The sequence below is a fragment of the Fructilactobacillus sp. YLN 2412 genome (assembly GCF_059488745.1).
This window is the reverse complement of sequence record NZ_CM183165.1, coordinates 423,330-448,108: the sequence shown is the minus strand read 5'-3', so window position 1 is coordinate 448,108 and position 24,779 is coordinate 423,330. Positions and strand designations below refer to the sequence as shown.

The following is a 24,779-nucleotide window of genomic DNA, read 5'->3' as shown; positions in this document are numbered from 1 at the left end:
ATCTATAATTTAATGTGATTGTTAAGCCAAGTAATCCTTAAATAGTTTTTGATAAATTTCAATGAAATCAAACCACATCTGTTCAGACGCATATTCATTGGTTTGGTGCATTTTCAATGGGTTGCCTGGTCCAAATACTGCATAATTGGATCCTGTCAATTTATCTTTAAGAAGTTCTGAGGCATCTGTCCCACCAGCTCCACTCAACACATCAAATTTATCATTTGAAAAAGGATTAAATCCTTGCTTAGCTTGCATTTCTTTCCCTTGTTGTTTTTCTAAGGGAGTATATTCCATATTTTTCATGTATGGAGTCGCAAACTTAATAATATCTTTTATTAAGTTTGATTCTGGATTTCCTACAACTGGCGGAATGTTCATTAGAATTTCAAATTTAATTTCACCATCATGGGTTTGATTAAACTCATCAACAATTGTTTTAACATCCGCTATTACTTGATCATTATGATATTCGGGAACAATTCGCGTATTAATTTGAGCTTCTGCGTTTGCTGGAATTGCATTAATTTGAATTCCGCCTTTGAAAATATCAATTGTAAAGGTTGTTTTACCTAAAATATCATCTTGATTTTGATTGGCGCGAACTTCGACCTTAGTTTTAATTAATTCCAAGACATCCATCAAGTTTTGAATAGCATTAATTCCAAAGTTAGGGCGTGAACTATGTGCAGCTTTTCCTTGTGCAGTAATTTTAAAGTCAACTTCACCCTTATTGGCATAGACCGTCCGATACCCAGTTGGTTCCGCAATTAAAAGCGTATCTGAATCATGCATTGCTCCATCAGCATGTAATTGACGCGAACCGTGCATATTGGATTCTTCCCCAGAAGTTAAAACTAAACATAACGTTCCATTCAAAGGAACTTCGGCATCCTTTAAATGAATCATGGCAAGCACTAAGGCAGCAACGCCACCCTTCATATCAGTTACACCACTCCCATACATTTGTCCGTCTTTACGCACCAAAGTAAATGGATTAGTATCCCATTTTTTCACATCGACTGCCACTGTATCTAGATGCCCACTAATGGTAAAAGCTGGTTTTTGTCCATTTCCAATTTCAGCAATTAAATTAGCTTCGTGATTACCTAAATTTTCAATTTCACTTTCAATTCCGTGTTCTAATAATAAATCTTGAAGATATTGCGCCTCGGCTAATTCATTACCTTCTGAAGTATTAAAACTAACTAATTTTTCTAAAACAGCTAATTTTTCTTCTTTATTCATTCATCTCACCTAACTAATGATTATTTTATAACTTTTTGACCATGACTAAATCAGTTTGAGGATCATTGCCTAAATCAAAGGTGTGAGTAGTAGTCTGTTTAAACCCAATCTCATGATAAAAGGCTAAAGCTTTATCATTATCACTCCACACTCCGAGCCAGAGATACTCAGCATGATCTTGATTAGCCGTTTTTTCCGCAAATTCTAATAATTGCCGGCCAAGTCCTTGCCGTTTAAAAGCTGGCAAGACATATAATTTTTCAATTTCAACTGATTTTCCATCATAAACTTCTGTTTGGGCATCGTCAAAATTTAGTTTCATATATCCTGCTGCTTTCTCATCTTTCATTATAAAGTAAAAAGCACAATTTGACTGCTCTAATTGAATTGCAATTTGTGTTAATGAATATGAATCTTGGAGATAATCAGCAATATTTTGATCAGCACTAGAGCCACGATAGGTATCCCAAAAAGTATCGACAATCATTTTATGCAATTTTTGAACATTTTCGGATGTATTAGTAATCTTTTTAATTTCAGTATCCATTAAGTTTATGACCTTTCAGTAATACGACTAAAGTTCGATTTTTACTAATATATACCCCAAAAACAATCAATGTCAATCACTTATTAAAGGCTTTGATTGTCAACAAAAAGATCAATGTTCGGTTTATACTAAAATCAAATGACTCTTCCGTAACTTTAATTGATTAATTATGTTTCTGAAACTTGTACTACTAAGTCAGATTATATTTTTTGAAATATTCTTATTAATATATTCCACCTAATAAGCTATTAAAAAAGACTATGGAATCAACATTCCACATTATCATTGTAGGAAAATTTCTAGCTTTTTTCTTCCTAGTTTTCAACAAATACATGTGGGAAAATAGTTTAATTTTAAAATATGCAAAAAGACTACCAAATCAAACAGGATTTGGTAGTCTTTTGTCATGTTTATTTAAATTTATTCCCGAGAAAATACCGTGACACTTTCAACGTGCGGCGTTTGAGGAAACTGATCAACAGGTTGAATTGGCTGCTTAATTTGATATCCTCCAGCAATCAATAGTTCGGCATCACGAACCAAGGTAGCCGGATTGCATGATACATAAACTAATCGTTCAGGACTCATTTGAATTGCACTTTCAATAAAACTAGCATCCAATCCCTTACGAGGCGGATCAACTACGATTACATTAGCTTTAATTCCATCTGCTTCCCATTTTTTCATTTGATCTTCGGCTTTACCAACGACAAAAGTAGCATTTTCAATGTGGTTTAACTTAGCGTTTGTACGAGCATCTTCAATTGCTTCTTTAACAACATCAACCCCATAGACATGTTTAACCTCGGGTGCCATTGCAAGCGAAATAGTTCCAATCCCACAGTATGCGTCAATCACAATATCGTTTTTAGTTAAATTAGCTTTTTCAATGGCAAGTGAATATAATTTTTCAGTCTGCTCGGGATTAACCTGATAAAACGACAATGGAGAAATCATAAATTTTGTATTTAACAATTCATCCATAATGTATTCTTTACCAGCTAACATGAGATTTTTTTCGCCTAATAAACGATTCCCCTTACTCATATTAATGTTGAGCACTAAACTATCAAGGTTTGGTAATGCTTTTTCAATGTCAGCCACAATCTCCGCTGCATGAGGTAATTGTTTCCCATTCATGACTAAAACAATCATCATTTCATGACTAAACTTACCATAACGAACCATAACGTTTCGAATTAAACCTTGATGAGTTACTTCATTATAAGCAGGAATTTGATATTTTCTTAAAATATCCCGAACAACTAAAATTGCTTTATCAATTTGTGGATCTTGAATATAAAAATCTTCAATTGGAATCAAATCATGACTATGACGACGATAAAAGCCGGTTTCTAGTTGTCCCTTAATTTCTCGAACTGGAATTTGTGCTTTATTCCGATATTTTGAAGGATTTTCCATCCCAATTGTAGGATCAACCTGCACATCAAGATGGGCCTTTTTGAATAGCTCTGCAATTTGATGTTGTTTAAATTCTAATTGTTTTGGATAACTTAAATGTTGTAACGGCGCAATCCCTGATTGAGTATAACGTTTATCTTGAATTTCTACTCGATCAGCACTTTTTTTCAAAACTTTAATCAACTTACCAAATGCAAAATTCTTTTTAACTTTAATAATTTTGATTTTTACTTCTTCAGTTGGTAACGCATCTTCAATAAAGATTGGAAAATTATCAACTTTAGCAACTCCTAATCCTTGATAAGTTAAATCAGAAATTGAAACGGTTAATTCTTCATTTTTAGTCACTGGTGCTATAATTTTTTTGCTCATTTTTTCTCCCTAATAAAAAGTTTTGTCGAAAATATCGACAAAACTTACTTAATCATCAATTCTAGTAACTTTATCTTTTTTTAAATTAGCAAAAATTGAGATTCTTTCCTTTAAATTCACAAACTTCATCGGTGCATTCCCACCAAACTCGCCATCAAGGTTAATTGGCATCCGACCATCTTGAGGAACCACAGAAAAATTACGCGTCTTCTTATAAATAATTCGTGAGTCATTAACGTGTCGTCCCCCGTTTAAAGCTTTAGTAATTAACTGAAGAATTTCAACCATATTACCAGTTTTAACAATAATCATAGTAAAATTACCATCGTTTAAAGCTGCATTAGGAACTGCTTGTTCCAAGCCTCCAACTGAATTAGTCATGGCTAGAAAAAACATGGATGCCATTCCTTCATATTCACCACCATCATATGTGGCTTTTATATTCATTGGTTTTGCCTGCGGAATTAATTCTACTGCTTTTAACAAATAAGCCATATAACCTAAAATAGTCTTCAGATCAGATGGAACATCATAAGTTAGTTCAGTAAAACGACCTCCAGCAGCAATATTAATGAAATATTTGGTAGTTTTATCATTATAAGCCTTACCAACATCCATGGAAGTTAATTTACCATTAGTGATTACTTTGGCAGCTTCTACAAAATCATCGCGGGGAATTCCTAAAGCTCTTGCAAAATCATTAGTTGTACCAGCCGGAATGATACCTAATTTGGGACGATTTTCCAACGGTGCAATCCCGTTAATAACTTCATTAATCGTTCCGTCTCCGCCAGCGGCTACAACTAAATCAAATCCATCCTTTGCAACGCGAGCTGCTTCATCTTGGGCAGAATTAGGCTTGGAAGTAGTCGCAAACGTACTAGTTTCATAACCTCCCTGCTCAAGAACATCTAAAATATCAACCAACTTGGTCTTTAAAGTCTCTCTTCCAGAGGTTGGATTATAAATTATCCGTGCTCGCTTTTGCATTCTTACACCACTTTCTAGTTATTTAATGATTTCATCAAAAGTTGATTAACAACTTGAGGATTTGCTTTTCCGTGCGTTTGTTTCATGATTTGTCCGATTAAAAATCCAACTGCTCGATCTTTTCCATTGTGAAAATCTTCAATGGATTGTTGATTATTTTCTAATACTTCATCAATAATTGGTTGAAGCTTAGCTGGATCTGATAACTGTACCAATCCTTTTTCTTCAACAAATTTTTTAGGATCTTTTCCTTCAGTAATGGCTTTAAAAACCTTTTTAGCCATCTTAGTTGAAATTGTTTTGTCCATAATCATCTTAATCATAGCAGCCAATGCTTCTGGAGTGATTTTAGTATCTTCTAAAACCACTTGGTTGTCATTCAAATAAGCATTCACATCACCTTGAAGATAGTTAGAGGCCATTTTAGGATCACTACCAAGTTCTACTAATTTATTAAAGAAATCAGACATTTCTTTAGTTTGTGTCAAAACCATGGCATCGTATTCTGTTAACCCTAAATCATTTACATAACGTTTGCGACGACTAGCAGGCATTTCTGGTAATGCTTCTCGTAATTCGTTAATCCATTCATCAGAAATATCAAGACTGGGAAGGTCAGGTTCTGGGAAGTAACGATAATCATCTTTTCCTTCTTTAACCCGCATTAAATAAGTTTTGCCAGTTAATTCATCAAAACGTCGTGTTTCAGCTCCGATAGTACCACCAGACATTAAAACTTGAGCCTGACGTTCTTCTTCGTAGGCTAAAGCTTTACGAACGTAATTAAAAGAGTTCAAATTTTTTAATTCAATTTTTTGGCCTAGTTGGTCGCTTCCAATTGGTCGCAGCGAGATATTACAATCAACTCGCATTGAACCTTCTTCCATTTTAACGTCAGAAACGCCAGTAAATTGAATTCGTTCACGCAGACCTTCTAAATAATCATAAGCCTCTTGTGGTGATGACATTTCTGGTTTAGAAACAATTTCAATCAAAGGAGTGCCTTGACGATTTAAATCAACGTATGAATAGTTTTTACCGTGCGTATTTTTACCGGCATCTTCTTCTACATGCATTTCTTCAATTCCAATTTTTTTCTTACCATCTCCGCTTTTAACTTCAATCCAGCCATTAGTAGCAGCTGGAGTATCATTTTCAGTTACTTGGTATCCTTTAGGGTTATCAGGATAAAAATAATTTTTTCGGTCAAAATGAGGATGTTTTTGAATGTCAGCATGAAGTGCAAGTGCAGCTGTAATACCATTTGCAATTACCTGTTTATTAACAGTTGGAAGAGTTCCTGGATAACCCCAATCGATTACATTTGTGTTTGCATTGGCTTCGGCACCATATTTGACTGGGGAAGGACTGAAAATTTTCGAATTAGTTTTTAATTCAACATGGACTTCTAGACCAATAGTAGTTTCAAAATTCATAATTATTTACCTCCCAACTGTGGTTTTTCTTTATGAAAATCAGTATTTTGTTCAAATGCATATCCAGCTTGATAAATTGTACTTTCATCAAATGGACGTCCAATTAGTTGCATTCCAATTGGTAATCCATTGCTAAATCCAGCTGGTAATGACATCCCTGGTAGTCCTGCTAAGTTAACTGGAATTGTCAGAGTATCATTCATATACATTTCAGTTGGATCAGTTGATTCAGCACCAACTTTAAAAGCAGTCGTAGGTGTCGTTGGTCCCATGATTAAATCATGATCTTTAAAGACCTTTTGAAAATCATTTAAAATAATCGTTCTGATTTTTGCGGCCTGTTTAAAGTATCTATCAAATGATCCAGCTGAAAGTGAAAATGTTCCTAGCATTATCCGACGTTTAACTTCGTTACCAAAACCAGTAGAGCGAGTTTTAACATACAAATCATCAAGGTTTTTAACTCCATCAGCTCTGTATCCGTAACGAATCCCATCAAAACGTTCCAAGTTAGATGAAGCTTCAGAAGAAGCTAATACATAATATGCCATCACACCATACTTAGAATTAGGTAATGAAACTTCATCCACTGTTGCACCCAATTTTTTGTATGTTTCAGCGGCTTGTTTAATAGCAGCTTTAATTTCTGGATCAACTCCTTTACCTAAATATTCTTTAGGTAAAGCAATTCGTAGTCCTTTTACACCAGCATCAATATGTTCGGTAAAATCAGGTACTTCTTTTTTAGAAGAAGTAGCATCATGTTCATCATGGCCCGCAATTGCATTTAACATATGAGCATTATCTTTAACATTATTAGTCAAAGGACCAATTTGGTCAAAACTTGAACCAAATGCAATTAATCCCCAACGAGAAACTCGTCCATAAGTTGGTTTCAATCCAACTACTCCTGTAAATGAAGCAGGTTGACGAATTGATCCACCAGTATCAGAACCTAAACTAACTGGAACCTCACCTGCTGAAACAGTTGCAGCAGATCCACCAGAAGAACCACCAGGAACTGTATCAAGATTCCAGGGGTTACGTGTCGTCTTAAAAGCTGATTTCTCTGTAGAACTACCCATCGCAAATTCATCAAGATTAGTTTTACCAACAATTATAACTCCAGCTTTTTCTAACTTTTCCACAACCGTTGCATCATAAATTGATGTGAAATTTTCTAACATTTTAGAAGCAGCCGTTGTCTTCATGTTTTTTGTGACAATGTTATCTTTAATAGCAATTGGCATCCCAGAAAAAATGTTATCTGGATCAATTCCAGCGGCATCAATTGCTTTAGCTTTTTCAACTGCTTGATCATTCATTGATAAATAGGCCTGAATGTCATCAGCTTCAGAATTAATTTTATCAATTGTCTGCTTCGTTAATTCTTCGGAAGTAATATCACCATTAACCAATTGTTGGTGAACTGATTCTAAATCATTATCAAAATAATTCATTATTTATCCTCACTTTCATCAATGATGGTTGGTACTCGGATTAATCCATCGACTGCTTCGGGAGCATTATGCAATAACGCATCTCTTTGTCCCCAATTATCCGCAACATCTTCACGCATTACATCAATTTGGTCAGTTACAGTATAAGTTGGTTCAACCCCTTCGGTATCTATAGCATCAATTGCATCTAACATTTCCAACATATCGTTAAGTTGTTCTGTGAACTTTGGTAACTCTTCTTTATCAATACTTAACTTTGCTAAACCAGCAATATGCTGTGTTTTTTCTTCATTTACTTTTTCAGTCATTTTGTTCCTCCAATCCAATTTTTGTAATTAATAATTATTAAAAACGTGTGAACTAAATTTCTTAGCATTTTTGCTTCGACTTAGATAACTTTGTACTCCGTTTGTTGATCCAACGTTGATTTCAATTGGCGTATTTTGAGGTAAGTATTTTTCTGCCGAAGTTTGCAAATACTGAGTAAAACTATTGATTTCAGTATAACTATAAAATTGGGTAGTAACATCGATATGCATTCCAGTTAAGGAACCGTTTGTATATTGAGCTTGAGCAGTAATCCCACTTAAATTAGGGAAATAGCTTTGTGCTTTTTCCTTAAATTGATTAAAGGCAGTTTCATCATTTGCGTTTGGTGCCTTTTCTCCATTAGCAGTTGGGAAAACATAATTCTTTTGATCAATCTTATTCCATGAATTAACTGAATCAGACCCAGGATTATTAACAGAATAAGCAAAGAAATTACCCCCAACCAAACTATCATCTGGAGCTGCCTTGTATAAGGCAATTACAATTGGAATGTTTTTCAGATTATTTTGTTTTCGTAATCTTGCTAATACAATGTTAGCCAATTCCTTACCTTGCTTTTCAATCTCAGCACTGTCAAGTTTCTTTGAATACTGAGCACCATATTTTTCTTTGGTATAGTAATAGATTGAATTAAGTCCTAATCCAACGGTCATACCTTTCAGCTTCATCTTGCCGCCTTCAGGTTGAAGATAATCTTGTTCATCAATCTGTTGCAGATATTCTGGAACTACCTTTTTCTTAGGTTGTTCTGGATTCAACCCATCAGGATTATCTTTACTTTTTCTTCCTAACCAATTTTGCGTAGTTTCAGTTGAAATTTCTTGTCCCTCTTGAAAAACATACTTATCAGGAGAAAATTCTTTTTTAGAAATATCTAGTAATCCATGTTGAAAACCTTGAAGATTGAATTGGTTGCTAGTTTGTTGATCATCTACCCCGGATGATTTACTGACTTGGTAATGACCGTCTTTAATTAAACTTTGGTAATTAGTACTAGAATCGCTACCAGTTAGCTGTGTTTTATTAGAACCGCTATTAGTCCCTAATTTATTATTGCTTCCACAGGCAACTAAGACCACTGAGCTAGCTGCTACCATCAAAATCATACTTAATCGTTTCACTGTTTCACCTTCCACAACTTATTGTTTTTTAGCCATTTCCTTTTTAAACTTTGTTTCATCCCAGACTGGAATTTCCAACTTCTGAGCTTTAGTTAACTTGCTGCCAGCAGCTTCTCCTGCTACTAATAAATCAGTTTTTTTAGAAACACTGCTGGTTACTTCAGCTCCCTGATTTTGAAGCCACTCGGAAGCTGCTTCTCTAGTCATACTAGTTAACTTACCTGTTAATACTACTCTTTTATTGGTGAAAAATGTATCTGGTTGAGCAGTTGGGTTAGGCCCAGTGTATTTCATATTAACTCCAACTGTTTGGAGTTCTGCAATCAAATCCTGACTATTAGGATCAGAAAAGTAAGTTACCACACTATCAGCAATAATATCACCGATTGAATCAATTGCAGCAATTTGATCGCGAGTTGCTTTCATTAAAGCATCTATAGAACCAAAATGTTGTGAAATCAGTCTAGCAGCCTTATTACCAACATGACGAATCCCTAAGCCAAACAATAATCTCTCCATTGAATTACTACGACTTTGATTCAGTGCTGTTAACAAATTTTGAGATGATTTTTCCCCAAATTTATCTAAATCAATTAAATCTGTTTGTCTTAGTTTGTATAAACTAGCTACATCTGAAATCAAATTCTTTTTAAAGAGTTGCTTTACAATTTTAGGACCTAAACCATCAATATCCATTGCATTTCTAGAAGCAAAATGAGTAACCTGCTCAGCTAACTGGGTTGGACATTTTGGGTTGATACAGCGTAAGGCAACCTCATCATCTAAATGAACTAATTTTGCCCCACAAGATGGACAAGTATTGGGAACAAGATACGGTTTTGAATCAGCAGGCCGAAGTTCTGGCAAATATCTTTCCACTTCAGGAATAATATCACCCGCCTTATAAAGAATGACGGTATCTCCAATTCGTATATCCTTCTTTTCAATATAGTCAGCATTGTGAAGCGAAGCACGCGAAACAGTCGTTCCAGCTAATTTAACCTTATTCATAATAGCAGTAGGAGTAACCACTCCAGTTCTCCCAACTGTCCATTCAATCGCATTAATTTTAACTTTAACTTCTTCTGGAGGGAACTTGTAGGCAATTGCCCATTTAGGGACCTTAACCGTATGCCCAATCTTCATTTGTAATGGAAGTGAATTAGTTTTAATCACAATTCCATCAATTCCATAACTTAAATCATTGCGCTGTTGCTGATACTTATCAACATACTGATTGATTTCATCCATGTTATGAGCAACTTGAAAATCTTCGTCAACTGTAAACCCAAGTTCTTTTAATTCCTTTAACATTCCACTTTGAGTTGTGGCTTGTAAGTCGCTATAATCTGCCACATTATACATAAATGTACTTAGGTGACGCTCAGCAGTTACTTTGGGATCTAGTTGTCGCAAACTACCGGCTGCAGCGTTGCGAGGATTGGCAAAAGTAGTTTTGCCATCAATTTGGCGACGTTCATTTAACTTAAGAAATTCCGTTTTACTCATATAACATTCGCCACGAACTTCAATATTGATTGGCCGCGTTAACTTTTGCGGAATTGAAGGAATCATTTTAACGTTTTTAGTAATATCTTCCCCAATTTGACCATTCCCACGAGTGGATCCTTGTACTAAAATCCCATTTTCATAACGTAGAGCAATCGATAAACCATCAATCTTTAATTCACAATTAAATTCCTGATCTTCCGGATATTCCTTTTGCAAACGTTCAATAAAATTATTTAGTTCTTCTTTCGAAAAGACATCCCCTAAAGAAAGCATCGGAATCGGATGTTTTACCTTAGTGAAATCAGAATCAACGTTTCCGCCGACGTGTTGAGTTGGGGAATCAGAAGTTACAATGTTTGGAAACTGCTCCTCTAAATTCAACAATTGGTTATAAGTTCGATCATATTCGGAATCTGGAACGGAGGGATGATCATTTTCGTAATATTCTTTACCCCATTTGATTAATTGAGGTCGCAGTTCGTCAGCAGTCTGGCGAGCTTCTTGTTCAGTTAACTTTTCCGATGAAAGCTTGTGCAAATCACTCACCGCCTTTATTTTTCAATCTTTTTGATTGGAGCAAATGCAGCTAGCAATCGCTTCACGCCCTTGTCCTTAAAGGCAATATCCAATTCCATATCTTCACCCGTGCCATTTATTTTAACAACCGTTCCTTCACCCCACGCTTTATGACTAACTTTATCATTAACCTTCCAAGCCTTTTGTTCTGCCCCAGTTCCTGCTGGCTTAGCAACTCGATGTTGCGGCTGTTGATACGGTGTACTAAAGGCTCTGTCACTATTACGTTGATAAGCATTATTATCAAATGGAGTTTTAGGTCCTTGAGATCTCATTGCATTTTCATTATTAAGCAGCTCTGGATTGATTTCCGTCATAAATCTTGACGCTGGATTATTTTGCATCCGTCCATATAACATGCGAGAAAAAGCATTGGTAAGATACAATTTTTGCTTCGCTCTAGTAATTCCAACATATGCCAAACGACGTTCTTCTTCGAGCTCATCCGGTTTCTCAGCAGCTCTAGCAAGCGGGAAAATCTTTTCTTCCATTCCAACCATGAAAACCACTGGAAATTCCAAACCTTTAGCAGCGTGGAGTGTCATTAAAGTGACTTGTTTAGCATTTTCATCAACATCATCTTGAGCAGATACTAATGCTAAATCTGCTAAGAAATCAACTAGTCGATTTCCGGTTTCACTATCCGATGCATCGTATTTATCATCAAAATTTTGTGTAACAGAAATAAATTCCTCGATATTTTCAATTCGAGCCTGTGATTCTAAATTATCGGCTGCTTTTAAAGATGCCATATAACCAGTTTTATCAAGAATTTCTTCTGTAATCTCGGTCACCGTTTTATCATTGGCATTAGCTTGCAACGAAGTCATTATTTGTCCAAAATTAGCAATTGCATTGCGTGATCGAGCGGGAATCTCATTAGCCATTACCACGTTATTGGCTGCTTCAGACAAGCCCCACTGATTATCATTTGCGTAAGTTCTTAATTTTTCAAAACTACTAGCCCCAATTCCGCGTTTAGGAACGTTGATAACTCGTTCAAAACTCAAAGAATCATTGGGATTAGCAACTAACGTTAGATATGAAAGCAAATCCATAATTTCTTTTCGTTCATAAAACTTATGACCACCAACCATAGTATAGGGAATATTAGCCTTTAAAAAAGTTTCTTCAATTACTCGCGATTGTGCATTGGTTCGATATAAAACTGCAAAATCATTATAAGAAAACTTTTTTTGCTGCATCTCTTCTTTAATCTTAGAAACTACATATTGTGCTTCATCTCGTTCGCTTTGGGATCGGTAGTACGTGATCTTGTCACCTTGTCCATTTTCAGTCCACAAATTCTTATCTTTACGCTCTTCATTATTTTTAATAACTGCGTTAGCAGCACTCAAAATCGTTTTGGTAGAACGATAATTTTGTTCCAACATCGTAACATGAGCAGTTGGGTAATCATTTTGAAAATCCAAAATATTATTCATGTTGGCGCCTCGCCAGCCATAAATACTCTGATCAGCATCTCCCACAACACACAGATTATGATATTTTCCAGCTAATAATTGAACTAAGCGATACTGAGCTTCATTTGTATCTTGATATTCATCTACATGAATATAATGAAATTTATTTTGATAATAGCTAAGCACATCTGGAAATTCTTCAAATAATTGAATTGTCAGCATTATCAAATCATCAAAATCAACTGAGTCATTTTGTCTTAACCGTTTTTGATACTCAGCATAAACATCCGCAACCACCTGATGAAAAGGATTTCCATCATTATGATTATTTTGATAATCAAACGGGGTTTCCAAATCATTTTTAGCATTCGAAATTGCTCCTAAAATTGCTCGTGGATCATTTTTCTTTGGATCAAGATTCAAATCACTCAAAATTCTCTTAATCAAAGTCTTTTGTTCACTAGTTCCAGCAATGGAAAATGCCTGATTATATCCCAATTTTTCAATGTTTCTGCGTAAAATTCTAACTCCTAAAGCATGAAATGTTGAAACCCACACATCATCTCCGCCGACATCCAATAAATTACTAACTCGTTCTTTCATTTCACGGGCAGCCTTATTAGTAAAGGTAATTGCTAAAATATTCCAAGGCTTAACATCTCGTTCTTCAATTAAATAAGCAATGCGATGAGTTAACACACGAGTTTTCCCACTACCAGCACCTGCCATAATCAAAAGAGGTCCATCAACACATTCAACGGCTTCTTTTTGTTTATTATTCATATTTTTTAACAGGTTTGCTTTAGCCATTATTATTCGTCCTCTCAAAATTCATTGTTAATTTAATTATATCAAAAAAGAGAGCTAGCATAATTGCTAACTCTCAATTTATTTAATTATTCTCCCAGATTTTAGTCGCAGCGAGTGCCTCTAAAGACTTTGTAACTGATTTAGTAGGTATCAAGATACAGCCGGAATAATCATCATCAATCGCATCAGATTGATAATCAAATATAAAATGCCAGTTAGGTTGTTTTAACCGTTCCTGAATAATGGCTGAAACTTGTCGTTTAGTAAAAGTTTGCATAATTACATCACTATATTTAGTAACATCAGCTAACGGAATTCCAGAAATAGCACGTAAATGCTGACGGTATTCGTTTATATTCATTGCTAAATTAAATAAATAACCATTTTTGCTAACCGTTGGAGTAATGCCACAAACGTATAACGCACCATCTTTGGTAAGACCAAATGAAACTTCATACGCTCCTATGTATTGAATATTATTCCCAATCACATCGGTAATTCGAGTCATTTCGTCAATGACTTCATCGTCAACTTTATCTAATACCGTGTTTATTGTTTGTGGTTGAGTATTAACAAATTCCGTTATCACTGGCGGAAATTGTTTAATTTGATTTTTAACATCTTTAGCTGCAATCACTGAAAAAAGTTGTTGGTAAGGAACGCCAGACTCTAGAATATAAGCTCCATGATCAAATAAACTTCCAATCAATTGAATATCTTCCTTAGTCTTGATTTCAAACTGTTGACAATTTTTAGAATTCTTTAAAATAGGTTTTAAAGTTGCTGGATAACCAATTGCTTCAATTGCTTGATAAACGTCACTTAAATTAACTACCGTTGCATATGGAGCACTATTAACATTTAACTGTTCAAAAAATGCATGCTCAATCGCACGATCCTGAACCATTTCTAATAAACTAATTCCTTGCGGAACTTGAGTAAATTGTTGAATAAATGCTAGAATTTCGGGATCAATAAGATTAGAAACATATGTAACTACATCACATTGTTCGGCAAAACGTTGGAGTTGTCCTTTATCATTCAATTCTCCAACAAACGCAATATCTGCTTGTCGCTGTACTTGACTGTTATCGCGAGTACTATATGTAGCAATTCTAAGCCCAGCATCGCGAGCCGCATTAATCAATTGTGTAGTGCTAAAATAATTCCCGATAATTCCGATTGTATTACCTGGTTGTAATAAAGTTGAATTCATATTAAATTCTCCCTATTTTTGATTTTTATCATATTTATTTAGATGGTACTTTTCAATAATCTGAATAATTTTTTGAGCATAAGCTGGATCTGTTGCGTAACCGTCAGAACTAAGCCCAGCAGCCGACTGTTTGTAATTATTAGCCTGCACAACTTCCTTGTATTGCATATTATTCCAGTCGGTTCCGTGAGCTAATAGTTGAGCGTGAGCTTCAATTGATTGATTCCAATCGTCATAAACCCGAAAACGACCAGTAACTGTTTGTGGTTTTCCGTTAGTATACTCAGTCGTACTTAATTCCACGCCCTTTTGATTAGAATCAGCTTTCACGCCAAATAAATTATTGTATTTTGAAGCTAACTGACTTTGCCCCCAGTTTGATTCTAAAATAGCTTGTCCAAGCGTAATACTGGCTAAAATTTTATATTTTTTCTGCACATCAATTGCCGAAGGAAGAACTTTGTTAATAAATTCTTGATGTTGCTTGCTAACTCCATTTTGAGTATAACGCGTAAAAGATGGTGAATTAACAAATTTAATAGCACCAATTGCTGTTGCCATCAATACTACAATCAAAATGATTAATCCATATCCCGTAATTTTACTCTGTTTTGCTTTTTTAGTACGCCGTTGCGGACGCTTACGTCTTCTTTTTTTTGCCAAAAGCCAACCTCTATATAAACTATGTACTTAAATTGTACTACAAAATGGTTTAAAATTGACAAATGTTGAATATTCGTTTATATTTCATTAGTTAAGTACATTAGGAGGTGATTAGTTTGCCAAAAAAGAATGACGAAGCAACTGAAACAGAACTATCACCGTTTGACATTGGTGATGAGGTTAGTTTTGAAATTAAAAAACAAAAATTCACTGGTTTTATTGATAAGGCTTACAAAAATGCCTTTTTAGTAACCTTTGAGAGTGATGATCCAGAGATTATTGATAGCTATCATAGTAAAACGGTAGTTAACTGGAAAGACTTAACTATGATTAAACAGGCTCCAAGAGTTGAAAAAGAGCCTGAAGAAGACAAAGAAGATTCTGATGAAAATAAAGAATAATTTTTTTGCAAAAAGCTGACTGGGATTTAATTCCGGTCAGCTTTTTGTTATTTCAAAATCGAGTAAGCTTAAACGGAGTTAAATCAAATTCATCTGGTTTATTTTGGGCTCGATCAGCGACAATTTTACCGAGAACACTGGCAAACTTAAAGCCATGACCACTCAATCCTGTAATTACTTGCACGTTGGGTTGACCTGGGACGCGATCAATCACGAAATCTTCATCGGGGGATAAATCATAACTACATGACGCTCCGTGATCAAGCCCTGCTGTTCCGGTTAAATGTTCGTTTAAAAGTTCATCAACTTCATGTTGATCACTATCATATTCCCCAAAAGGTAACCGGCCGGCTCGTTGCTCAATTGGTTGACCTCCATCATGATGACCAATTTTAATCTTTCCATCTTTGCCAGGAAATCCATAATAAGTTTCACCCTTCTTTGTCTCAGCGGTAAAACAACTAAAGCCTTTGTCTTCGTTAAGCTGCTGATCATTAATTTTGAACCAACCAAAAACCTTCCGCAATGGTTGAATTGGTAAATTAGGTAATAACTCTTTGGCCCAAGTTCCCGCAGTCACGGCAACTTGATGGGCTAAATAAGTCTGTTGCTCCGTTTTAATTTCAACTAAGTTTGGTTCAATTTGTTTAATCGACAACACTTTAGCAGAAAAATTTTGCGTTACTCCCTGATTTTCAGCACCCGCCAGATAGGCTTTAATAGCATTTTCCGATAATAAATAACCACTATCTTTTTCAAAAACGCCGCGGTAATCAGCATCAAAATGCCAGTTCGGCCAACGTTGCTGAATTTCAGTTGCCGTTAAATAGTCAACGGGTAAATGATATGCTTCAGCCGTTTCAGCCACGTTAGTGATAAATTTAGCCTTTTTAGGTCCAATATTTAATACTCCAGTTTGATGAAAAATATCCTGTCCACTTTGCGTTTGTATATTTTGCCATAATGCTTGGGCTTTTAAAACTAATGGTAAATATTTTTCTCCTTCCCCATATGCATGGCGAATAATTCTTGTTTGCCCATGATGGGAGCCTTGGTCATGTGGTGGTCGCGCTAAATCTAATTCTAAAACATTTAATCCAGCTTGACTCGCATAATATCCAGCTGCTGAACCAACCGAACCAGTTCCAATAATTGCTAAATCAAATACTCTTGTCATCATCATTTCTCCTTTAATTTTTGATAAATAAAAAAGCATCCGCCCTAGTAAAAGGACGAATGCTTTCGTGATACCACCTTTGTTCATAGTCGACTCACGTTCAACTATCTCAAAATAGGTTGCTCCACCTGGGAATAACCTTGCGCTGGTATCGGATGCAAAACCGTCATCAGTTAATTATCACTGATAATAACTCCAAGCCCATTTTCAAAATCAACTTATCATTCCCTTTCACCAACCAGGAACTCTCTGAGACAAATTAAATTTTTACTCTGCTCTTCCGTTTTGTTTTATTAATCATTTTTTATTTTTATCAATATACCTTATGACTTATAAAGTGTCAAGGTCTTTATTCATGTAATTCAATGGGTAAACCATCAGGATCGTAAAAAAATACCATCTTTTCACCAGTATAATCATCTGTTCGCAACGTTTCGACTTTGACACCTTGTGTTTTAAGCATCTCAATATCAGATTCAATCTGAGTAGTAGAAAATGCCAGATGCCGTAAGCCTTGTGCTTCTGGATAATTAACTCGTTGAGGTGCATCAGGCTTAATAAATAATTCTAATTCGGTAGCATCATTGATTTTTAAATCAATTTTCATATCCGCTTTATCTGGACGGTGATGTTCTTGAATCACAGAAAAGCCTAAGATATCACGATAGAAATGGAGAGATTTATCGTAATCTGATCCAATAATGGCAATATGATGAATTTGGTTAAAATTTACTTTTTTCATGATTATTTAGTTTCGTTTGTTTTTTGCATTTTACTAAAAGCAGCTAACTGACCGTATAAACTATTGCTTTCATTTGGCACAATAATTAAGTTTCCATCCTCACCCGCTTTTCGCAATGCATCAATTGATTGCGCATTGAAAAACTTAGAATCAGAAGCAGCATATGCTTGTTGTAATTCGTTAATTCGATATTTTTCAGCATCTGCCCCAATCTTAGTGGCATAAGCAGCTGCATCAGCTTCAATCTCGGTCTGTTGTTTGTCAGCTTTAGAAGTTGCAATTTTTGCAGCGTTTTTTGCTTCGGTGTTCAGGCGAATCTGTTCGGCATTCCCTTGTGCTTCTGAAATTGTTGCTTGTTTATTTTTGGAAGCTGTAATTTGATTTTCCATTGCTTCACTAACTCCTTTAGATGGAGTTAGGTCACCAATTTGAACCCGTTCAATCATCACACCATAAGTGTTAGTAAGGTCACCGATATTCTGCATTAGCTTCGTATTGATTTTATCAGTGGAATTTAAAACTTCATCTAAATCCAAACTACCAATAATATCACGAAGCGTTCCGCTAACTTGGTAGGCCATCGATTGAATCGAATTACTGTTGCCAAACGTATAACGTTCAGCATTCGTAATCCGGTAGTTCAAAGTTACTTGAATGCTGATACTAGCATTGTCCTTGGTAATCCCAGTTTGAACTGGCAAAGCTAGTGGTTGTGATTGTAAGCTAACAATTCTAACGCGTTCTACAATTGGAATATAAAAGTGAAGTCCACTTTCAAGTTGGTGAGAATACTTTCCTAAAAAAGTCACTAATCCAACATTGTTTTGTTGCACAATCTTAATTCCGAGCATGGTACTCTCCTTTATCGACTAAATAAACTTTTTGGTCGGTCACATCAGCCACTACATAAGTCGCTTTTGGCTTTAATGTACTGCCGACGAGTTGGTAAAAGTATAACACACCGTTAAGTTTTACAATTCCATCCGCTTGCAATTGCTTACCGCTAATTTCGGTGCCAACTAAATCCGGCATCCCAATTAGTTCTGGATTAGCAAAATGTTGGGCTATGATTGACTCAATTTCGGCAGCCACAGTAATTCCTTTGGCGTTGGCTAGCAGTTCAAGAGTGTGGGCGTTTTGGGAATTGAGAGTGATGGTGATTTTATTTTTCATTTAATAGTTCCAAATATTCCAATAAAATTTGAATTTGTATATAAGTTTTATCTTTTAATGAAGTTTTGCTAATTAGTTTTTTACTACCATGAGTGCTTAAATTCAAAGAAGCCATAAAAGCCTTTTTTTCTTTATCTGTTGCAATAGATTTTCCATAACTTTCAAGTGTTTGTTTATCTGATGCATCATATTTAGATTCAACTAATTCATTAAAATAAGATAAGTCTGAAATGACTTTATCATAATTTCTTTTAAGCATTGCTTCTTTAGGAAGATCTCTTTTATCAAGAATATCATCTACTACCAATTCAACTAGCGTTCTAACTGATGATACAAATGTATACTGATAATTATAATTTAAAAACAATTCATTTAGCTCTTTAATAAATTGTCTTATCTCGTTTGGTAAATTATTACCTTTAGAAACCGGCAATCTTATAAACTCTTCTTTTGATTTACTTGGATTTTTAATTTTATTGAATGAAGAATTATTAACTTTAAAAAACAGCTCTTTTTTGATTGTTTTTTGGTTTTTTTTATCTTTTACGGTATAAATTATTGAGTGTTTTCCAGTAACAAAGAAGGTTAAAGTACCTTTAACTTTATTTAAGTTTATTGAATTATCATTATTTAAGTTTATAGATGGTTCTAACCCAACATCTTTTTCATTTTTACTATTATAAATTTCAGCTAAATCGTCAATTTTATTTTCTTTATTTATTTCAACACTAAATTGTATTTGTTTAATATTTGGCTCATTATTTATATCATCTAAATTAGTAGAATGATTGTTAGAACTTAAAGATGATGTATTTATGCTAGGACTATTTTCTTGTTTAATAGAATTATCTATATGACTAATTTTATTATTTTTTAAAATTCTCTTAGAATTATTAAATAATTTATAATCTAAATAATTTTCAGTTACTTCGCAACTAACATATTTTTTTAACTTGAAATTATCATTTATTAAATCAAGCGCACTTTTTTCATCTTTAATTTTACCATTCTTTATTTCGTCAATATTTTTTAATATTTTTGAAAATCCACTAAATTTCAATTCATTTTTCAATTCTGATCCAGTAATTTGTATTTTTTTATTTAAATTAGTTATATCTTTTATAATATCATCTGTTAAATAGTTTTGTGAAAATTTAGTTCTATCAGAATTAAATCTTATATTGCTACTATCACTTGTTATACTTATAAATCCTATCATTTGAGGTAAGCTTAATCCACTTTTCACTTCTCTCATAGCAGACGCATTAAAAATAGAATAGTTATTGAACAAATTATCATTAACATATACTAAAGGTGTGATTGCGAAAGATTCTGGATTAAAGAAAAGTCTATTTATCTTTTGTTTACCACCTTTTTTAAAGGAAAAAATTTGTATATCAGTATTCAAATTATATTTATCGCTACTTAATTGGAAATCCAATTCATAGATAAAAATATTGTTATTATAAAAACATATTTTTTTATTCAGACTATCATATTTAACTCGTAATAATTGACTATTTTTACTTTCATTCTGGATATCAATTTCATTTGTAGTTTGAACAATATCACCATCTATCAATAAGCTAATGATGAAATCATTATCTATTTTTAAACTAGGATTTTCATTATTCCCTACCCAATTAATATTATCAATCAAAAATGAATTCACTATTTTTTTTGAATTTATTTCATTTTCAAAATATTCTTTTAATATTTTGAAATTATAATCATCTATTGCAATTCTTATTTTTGTTCCATGATTATTTTTATCTTTACCCATTTTATCCACTAATAAGTGATAATTAGATGTGTCATCTAAATTAACTAATTCATCAAAATTTGCACTAAACTTTAATATTTCATTTTTATTTGTTTCCCAATTAACTTCTTTACCAAATTTAAAAACAGATAAAAATCCAAGTCCTTTAGAACCTTGAACAAATCTATTATTATCCGAATTATTAACTCTAAATTCTTTTCCATACTCTTTATCGCTAAAAGATATATGAAATAATTTTCTTATATCTTTTAAATCCATTCCTTTTCCATCGTCTTCAACGCTAAGGGCTTTATTTTTTGAATCTAAAGATATGTTAACGTATGTTGCTCCAGCATCATACGAATTTTTTATTAATTCGTTTATAGCTATAATATTATTTGGTATTTTTTCTGATAATTCACTTATAATATTTCCACTAAAAGTAATTCCAACTTCGTCATTCATATTTTATTCTCCTTTTTTCATAATCAGGACATATTCCGTATTCATAGAACTAACCGAATGATTTCTAACTCTAGACAATTTTCTTGGCATTCTTTTAGATGGTATGTTTCTAGTTAACTTAGTTTCAAAAATAAATCCGTTTTCTTCTAAAAATTCTTGTGTTATTTCCGTTAATGGTACAATTTTATTGTCAACCCTTCTATTACCAAGGGTTAAAATTATAAATTTATTTTTTTTTAGTTTTATTTTAAGCTCTGATATAACTTCTAAGTAATCATCTATAAATTTTATAACCTTTTTTCTCTTTCTTTCAGCAATCGATTGAATATAATTATCTACAGTACTTGACTCATAGTGAAATTTGTCATTTAAATTTTTACCACCTAAACTAGCAGAATCAATACTAGAATAATTTTTAATTAATTTATCATCAAAAACACCTAAATCTTTCCTATCTATCCAATAAATTGGTAACATTGAATATTGTCCGTACGTTACGGTCGTTCCATTATCTCCGTAAGGAGGTGACGTACATATTAAATCAATACTTTCATTTTCAATTTCTCGTGTTAAATTTATTGAATCACCTATAAATAAATTTATTTTTTTATTGTTTGAAAAATCAGGAAGAAATTGATAATAATTTTTTATGTTTTTTAAAAAATCTTCAATAACATTATTTTCCATTAACTTAATATCGATTTCTTTTTTTATATGTAGTTTAAACGTAGAAGTTCTTGTATTTGAATATTTTTTTACACTAGATATTAAACATACCCAAAAATATTGACGTATATTAGAACTTTTTTCTAGTTTAATTGCTTCTCTAATTTTACTCAAACTTAAAATTACATCATTTCTAAACCACTTATCAATATTATTAAAGGAATGAAGTTCAAATTTAAACTCATCATCACTTAGTAACTTACTTATAGTAAAAATAGAATTTTTTATTTTATACTTATCAACTCCTTGTAATTTCACTTTAGTAATAAGATTAGCCAAAGGATTGATATCAAATCCTATTGGAAATAATCCTTGTCTCATACCTTCAACTAAGGTAACTCCTGAGCCATGAAATGGATCTAAAATATTTTTAACATATTTATCATTCTCTATAACAGATTTTATTAATTCAGCCTGCATATCAGGAACCATTGTAGCTGGATAAGGACTAATTTTGTGTATTCCTTCTAATTTTGAATTTTTAAAATCCCAGTAGTTTATACTTTTATTATCTAAAATTTGTTTTAATGTCAATTAAACTCTCCATTTTTTATTTTAATTATAACAAAAACACTCACCCTATGAGTTAGTGTTTCAATAAAACACTAACTTTACGATTTTCCTATTTCCAATCCCGCTTCGTCGAAGTAATTCCAATTCCCAGATTAAACGTATTGGTTGGATCACATTCTTTGTAATATTCCACTAGATTTTCGAGAGTCGGGAGCATGGTACAAATGTCCAACATTATGTTCAGCTGGATATTTAGCACCTCGTTTGTCTAAAATCTTCAACATTTCTTGATTTAGTTCATGAGGATCAACACCTTTTTCCAAGATGTAATCTTGATGCATAATGTGATCCAAGAAGTGTCCATAGTAAAGTTTGTATTTAATCTTATCATCAATTTCTTTTGGTAAGGTTTCAAACCAGTCTTCTTCGTTTCGTGGCAAAGAAATATCCAAAAGTAATATTTGAATATCATCTTTTTGATGAGTTTCTGCGTAACGAATGGGAACAGCTGCTGTTACATAACGATGGTTGCAGCAACTTTGGCTTCTTTAGGCGTACATTCAAAGTACCCACCCTCATGATCTTTGAAAAATTCCTGCAAATAATCACGAGCTTCATCGATTCCTTGATCTGCAACCTTTAATTGGAGGTAATGTTGATATTTGTCATGAAAATCTTCCATCCATTTTGGTAATTGGTCAGGAAAAATTCCACTAATTTTTTGGAGTGTGCGATCTACAAAATATAGTTTAAATGTAGGGATATGATGCAAGATTCGTTCACTAGCTGCTCGAGCATTAAACAAGAATGGAAGTGGCTTAGTCCCAATGTAAAAGACTTTTTCTGCTTTGGGTTTTGGATAAGTATCTAATCGAACGGCAAAGTAACTAATTTACCGGCAAAACCAGAAACTTCATAAAGTTCCTTGGAATCAGCATTATAACGAGTTGGAGTGCTTACATCGACATCACAACCCCGACTTTCGTAGTTACGATTATGTCCCACGCAATCTTAGCTATAATGAATAGACTGATTATTATAATTATGCTCTTTCATGTTCGTTAAAATTTCTTTAGGAGTTGTTCCTAAATCAATCCCCAAATGATTTACTAAACTTAACTGATTATTTTTATCAATTTGAGCATACAAAGCTAGTTCTGTATAAGCAGGTCCATGTTGAATTAAAGCACAACCTGAATTATTGTTAATCCCGCCGACCATGATAGCACCAATTGTTGATGAACTAATGACAGAATGTGGATTACGATTAACTTTATCAAACATTGCTTCTAAGGCATGTAAAGTCGCTCCTGGAAAACAATGACTTGTTGATTATCATCAATTAATTGAATTCCCTTCATTGGTAATGTATTAATCACTACAACATCACGATCATAACCATTTTGGTTAGGGCACAGACCCTTCTGTCAAACCAGTATTAGAAGCTTGCATAATTACAATCAAATCATGCTGATGTACAATCTCCAATACATTCCTTAATTCCAATAAAGTTTTAGGGCGAACTTCAGCTAAAGCATCTCCATGCCCGGAACGATAACCTTCACGGTATTGTTCAGAGCGTTCTTTTGAAGTAATTACATGCCTTTTTCCGAACACATCTGCAAGTTCATCAACAATTTTCATTTTTCAATCCTTTTTATATCATAATCCAATTTAGACCTTTCTTGTATTCTTTTATACAAGAAAATGAAGTAATAAAGACTATTTTTAATAACAAAAAAACACCCATGCCAAAGCATGAGTGTCCGAAATAAGCATATTCGAAATATATCTTAACGTTTTGAGAATTGACCAGCCTTACGAGCTTTCTTAAGACCTGGTTTCTTACGTTCTTTCATACGAGCATCACGAGTTAATAAACCAGCTCGTTTGAGTGCTTCTCTGAAATCTGGATCTACATCAAGTAAAGCACGAGCAATTCCTAAACGAACTGCACCAGCTTGACCAGAGAATCCACCACCATTAACGTTAGCTAATGTGTCATAGTTACCAAGAGTTTCAGTAACATTGTATGGTTGTAAAATAACTTCTCTTAAGTTTGGGAAAGGAATGTATTCTTCAACGTCTTTACCGTTGATAATAATTTTTCCTGTGCCGGGTACTAAACGTACACGAGCAACTGAATCTTTACGGCGACCTGTGCCAGTATATTGTACTTTAGCCAATTGTGTTTCCTCCTTAAATTAGGTTGTTAATATCTAAAACTTCTGGTTTTTGTGCATCATGTTTGTGATCTTCACCTGCATAAACGTGAAGTTTCTTAGCAATCTTACGTCCTAATGTACCATGAGGAAGCATACCTTTTACAGTTTGCTCAATTAACTTATCTGGCTTTTCGTCGCGTAACTTGCCAAATGATTCTTGTTTAATTCCACCAATGAATTGAGTGTGATGATAGTGCATTTTATCTTTTGCTTTACGACCAGTTAAGGCAACTTCTGAAGCATTGATAACAATCACATTGTCACCAGTATCAACGTTGGGTGTAAATGTTGGTTTATTTTTACCACGTAAAATTGAAGCAGTAACACTTGCAAGACGACCTAGTGGAACGCCTGCTGCGTCAATAATATACCATTTATGTTCAATTTCATCGGGTTTAGCCATGTATGTTGTACGCAATATTTCTTCCTCCATGTTTCTGTGTTTGTTCGACACCTTATAAGTTTCCG

At 33.8% G+C, this 24,779-nt stretch carries 21 protein-coding genes, 1 pseudogene and 1 other annotated feature; of the genes and pseudogenes, 1 reads left to right on the top strand and 21 read right to left on the bottom strand.

Annotated features, from left to right (window positions below; all coding sequences use genetic code 11):
• Window positions 1–21 precede the first annotated feature (21 nt).
• The 12 genes from AC0GLR_RS02045 to AC0GLR_RS01990 all read right to left on the bottom strand — a co-directional run bounded on the left by AC0GLR_RS02045 (window position 22) and on the right by AC0GLR_RS01990 (window position 15,127).
• The gene (locus tag AC0GLR_RS02045) at window positions 22–1,248 is read right to left on the bottom strand and encodes an ArgE/DapE family deacylase (protein ID WP_495605135.1); all 1,227 of its coding nucleotides are present in this window, start codon (window positions 1,246–1,248) and stop codon (window positions 22–24) included.
• Window positions 1,249–1,273: 25 nt separating this feature from the next.
• A complete protein-coding gene (locus tag AC0GLR_RS02040; protein ID WP_495605134.1) occupies window positions 1,274–1,795 on the bottom strand; it encodes a GNAT family N-acetyltransferase in 522 nt (173 codons plus the stop codon).
• Between the two features lie 420 nt (window positions 1,796–2,215).
• The gene (gene rlmD / locus AC0GLR_RS02035) at window positions 2,216–3,589 is read right to left on the bottom strand and encodes a 23S rRNA (uracil(1939)-C(5))-methyltransferase RlmD (RefSeq protein WP_495605133.1); all 1,374 of its coding nucleotides are present in this window, start codon (window positions 3,587–3,589) and stop codon (window positions 2,216–2,218) included.
• 48 nt (window positions 3,590–3,637) lie between these two features.
• Complete coding sequence (locus AC0GLR_RS02030; protein ID WP_495605132.1) at window positions 3,638–4,579, bottom strand: diacylglycerol kinase; 942 nt, start codon at window positions 4,577–4,579, stop codon at window positions 3,638–3,640.
• A 14-nt stretch (window positions 4,580–4,593) separates the two neighbouring features.
• On the bottom strand, window positions 4,594–6,015 hold the full coding sequence (gatB, locus tag AC0GLR_RS02025; protein WP_495605131.1) for an Asp-tRNA(Asn)/Glu-tRNA(Gln) amidotransferase subunit GatB: 1,422 nt from the start codon (window positions 6,013–6,015) through the stop codon (window positions 4,594–4,596).
• A gap of 2 nt (window positions 6,016–6,017) precedes the next feature.
• Window positions 6,018–7,475, bottom strand: coding sequence for an Asp-tRNA(Asn)/Glu-tRNA(Gln) amidotransferase subunit GatA (gatA, locus tag AC0GLR_RS02020; RefSeq protein ID WP_495605130.1), 1,458 nt, complete (start codon window positions 7,473–7,475; stop codon window positions 6,018–6,020).
• Complete coding sequence (gene gatC / locus AC0GLR_RS02015) at window positions 7,475–7,783, bottom strand: Asp-tRNA(Asn)/Glu-tRNA(Gln) amidotransferase subunit GatC (RefSeq protein WP_495605129.1); 309 nt, start codon at window positions 7,781–7,783, stop codon at window positions 7,475–7,477. Before gatC ends, gatA begins: the two co-directional genes overlap by 1 nt.
• Before the next feature lie 27 nt (window positions 7,784–7,810).
• Entirely contained in the window at window positions 7,811–8,926 is a 1,116-nt protein-coding gene (locus AC0GLR_RS02010; protein ID WP_495605128.1) for a CamS family sex pheromone protein, read from the bottom strand.
• Between the two features lie 18 nt (window positions 8,927–8,944).
• Window positions 8,945–10,975: an NAD-dependent DNA ligase LigA gene (gene ligA / locus AC0GLR_RS02005; protein WP_495605127.1), complete on the bottom strand. Its 2,031-nt coding sequence runs from the start codon at window positions 10,973–10,975 to the stop codon at window positions 8,945–8,947.
• A gap of 14 nt (window positions 10,976–10,989) precedes the next feature.
• Window positions 10,990–13,248 (bottom strand): DNA helicase PcrA, encoded by a 2,259-nt coding sequence (pcrA, locus tag AC0GLR_RS02000; RefSeq protein ID WP_495605126.1) that lies wholly within the window; start codon window positions 13,246–13,248, stop codon window positions 10,990–10,992.
• Between the two features lie 82 nt (window positions 13,249–13,330).
• On the bottom strand, window positions 13,331–14,464 hold the full coding sequence (locus AC0GLR_RS01995; protein ID WP_495605125.1) for an ATP-grasp domain-containing protein: 1,134 nt from the start codon (window positions 14,462–14,464) through the stop codon (window positions 13,331–13,333).
• Between the two features lie 12 nt (window positions 14,465–14,476).
• A complete protein-coding gene (locus AC0GLR_RS01990) occupies window positions 14,477–15,127 on the bottom strand; it encodes a glycoside hydrolase family 73 protein (protein ID WP_495605124.1) in 651 nt (216 codons plus the stop codon).
• A 116-nt stretch (window positions 15,128–15,243) separates the two neighbouring features.
• Between AC0GLR_RS01990 and AC0GLR_RS01985 the strand changes: the two genes are divergently transcribed.
• Window positions 15,244–15,528, top strand: a complete 285-nt coding sequence (locus tag AC0GLR_RS01985) for a DUF2187 domain-containing protein (protein ID WP_495605123.1) — start codon at window positions 15,244–15,246, stop codon at window positions 15,526–15,528.
• A 52-nt stretch (window positions 15,529–15,580) separates the two neighbouring features.
• On the opposite strand, the gene solA is transcribed toward AC0GLR_RS01985, so the two are convergent.
• The 9 genes and pseudogenes from solA to rplM all read right to left on the bottom strand — a co-directional run bounded on the left by solA (window position 15,581) and on the right by rplM (window position 24,729).
• Window positions 15,581–16,705 carry an N-methyl-L-tryptophan oxidase gene (gene solA / locus AC0GLR_RS01980; protein ID WP_495605122.1) on the bottom strand — a complete coding sequence of 375 codons (1,125 nt, stop codon included), beginning with the start codon at window positions 16,703–16,705 and terminating at the stop codon, window positions 15,581–15,583.
• Window positions 16,706–16,753: 48 nt separating this feature from the next.
• Window positions 16,754–16,995 (bottom strand) — a binding site (T-box leader).
• A 59-nt stretch (window positions 16,996–17,054) separates the two neighbouring features.
• Window positions 17,055–17,447, bottom strand: coding sequence for an SMU1112c/YaeR family gloxylase I-like metalloprotein (gene gloA2 / locus AC0GLR_RS01975; protein WP_495605121.1), 393 nt, complete (start codon window positions 17,445–17,447; stop codon window positions 17,055–17,057).
• Between the two features lie 2 nt (window positions 17,448–17,449).
• Window positions 17,450–18,298, bottom strand: a complete 849-nt coding sequence (locus AC0GLR_RS01970) for an SPFH domain-containing protein (RefSeq protein ID WP_495605120.1) — start codon at window positions 18,296–18,298, stop codon at window positions 17,450–17,452.
• Entirely contained in the window at window positions 18,285–18,620 is a 336-nt protein-coding gene (locus AC0GLR_RS01965) for a hypothetical protein (protein ID WP_495605119.1), read from the bottom strand. The genes AC0GLR_RS01970 and AC0GLR_RS01965 overlap by 14 nt, the downstream gene beginning before the upstream one ends.
• Window positions 18,610–20,847: an ATP-binding protein gene (locus AC0GLR_RS01960; protein ID WP_495605118.1), complete on the bottom strand. Its 2,238-nt coding sequence runs from the start codon at window positions 20,845–20,847 to the stop codon at window positions 18,610–18,612. The genes AC0GLR_RS01965 and AC0GLR_RS01960 overlap by 11 nt, the downstream gene beginning before the upstream one ends.
• A gap of 3 nt (window positions 20,848–20,850) precedes the next feature.
• On the bottom strand, window positions 20,851–22,107 hold the full coding sequence (locus tag AC0GLR_RS01955) for a modification methylase (protein ID WP_495605117.1): 1,257 nt from the start codon (window positions 22,105–22,107) through the stop codon (window positions 20,851–20,853).
• An 88-nt stretch (window positions 22,108–22,195) separates the two neighbouring features.
• Window positions 22,196–23,730, bottom strand: a pseudogene (locus AC0GLR_RS01950) (FAD-binding protein).
• A gap of 149 nt (window positions 23,731–23,879) precedes the next feature.
• Window positions 23,880–24,272: a 30S ribosomal protein S9 gene (rpsI, locus tag AC0GLR_RS01945; protein ID WP_495605116.1), complete on the bottom strand. Its 393-nt coding sequence runs from the start codon at window positions 24,270–24,272 to the stop codon at window positions 23,880–23,882.
• 13 nt (window positions 24,273–24,285) lie between these two features.
• Window positions 24,286–24,729 carry a 50S ribosomal protein L13 gene (gene rplM, locus AC0GLR_RS01940; protein WP_054645835.1) on the bottom strand — a complete coding sequence of 148 codons (444 nt, stop codon included), beginning with the start codon at window positions 24,727–24,729 and terminating at the stop codon, window positions 24,286–24,288.
• Window positions 24,730–24,779 lie beyond the last annotated feature (50 nt).

Excerpts from the sequence above, each read along its gene's own strand:
- AC0GLR_RS02045 (WP_495605135.1), bottom strand. The coding sequence starts at position 1,248 with ATGAATAAAGAAGAAAAATTAGCTGTTTTAGAAAAATTAGTTAGTTTT.
- AC0GLR_RS02040 (WP_495605134.1), bottom strand. The coding sequence starts at position 1,795 with ATGGATACTGAAATTAAAAAGATTACTAATACATCCGAAAATGTTCAA.
- rlmD (WP_495605133.1), bottom strand. The coding sequence starts at position 3,589 with ATGAGCAAAAAAATTATAGCACCAGTGACTAAAAATGAAGAATTAACC.
- AC0GLR_RS02030 (WP_495605132.1), bottom strand. The coding sequence starts at position 4,579 with ATGCAAAAGCGAGCACGGATAATTTATAATCCAACCTCTGGAAGAGAG.
- gatB (WP_495605131.1), bottom strand. The coding sequence starts at position 6,015 with ATGAATTTTGAAACTACTATTGGTCTAGAAGTCCATGTTGAATTAAAA.
- gatA (WP_495605130.1), bottom strand. The coding sequence starts at position 7,475 with ATGAATTATTTTGATAATGATTTAGAATCAGTTCACCAACAATTGGTT.
- gatC (WP_495605129.1), bottom strand. The coding sequence starts at position 7,783 with ATGACTGAAAAAGTAAATGAAGAAAAAACACAGCATATTGCTGGTTTA.
- pcrA (WP_495605126.1), bottom strand. The coding sequence starts at position 13,248 with ATGGCTAAAGCAAACCTGTTAAAAAATATGAATAATAAACAAAAAGAA.
- AC0GLR_RS01995 (WP_495605125.1), bottom strand. The coding sequence starts at position 14,464 with ATGAATTCAACTTTATTACAACCAGGTAATACAATCGGAATTATCGGG.
- solA (WP_495605122.1), bottom strand. The coding sequence starts at position 16,705 with ATGACAAGAGTATTTGATTTAGCAATTATTGGAACTGGTTCGGTTGGT.
- gloA2 (WP_495605121.1), bottom strand. The coding sequence starts at position 17,447 with ATGAAAAAAGTAAATTTTAACCAAATTCATCATATTGCCATTATTGGA.
- AC0GLR_RS01970 (WP_495605120.1), bottom strand. The coding sequence starts at position 18,298 with ATGCTCGGAATTAAGATTGTGCAACAAAACAATGTTGGATTAGTGACT.
- AC0GLR_RS01965 (WP_495605119.1), bottom strand. The coding sequence starts at position 18,620 with ATGAAAAATAAAATCACCATCACTCTCAATTCCCAAAACGCCCACACT.
- AC0GLR_RS01960 (WP_495605118.1), bottom strand. The coding sequence starts at position 20,847 with ATGAATGACGAAGTTGGAATTACTTTTAGTGGAAATATTATAAGTGAA.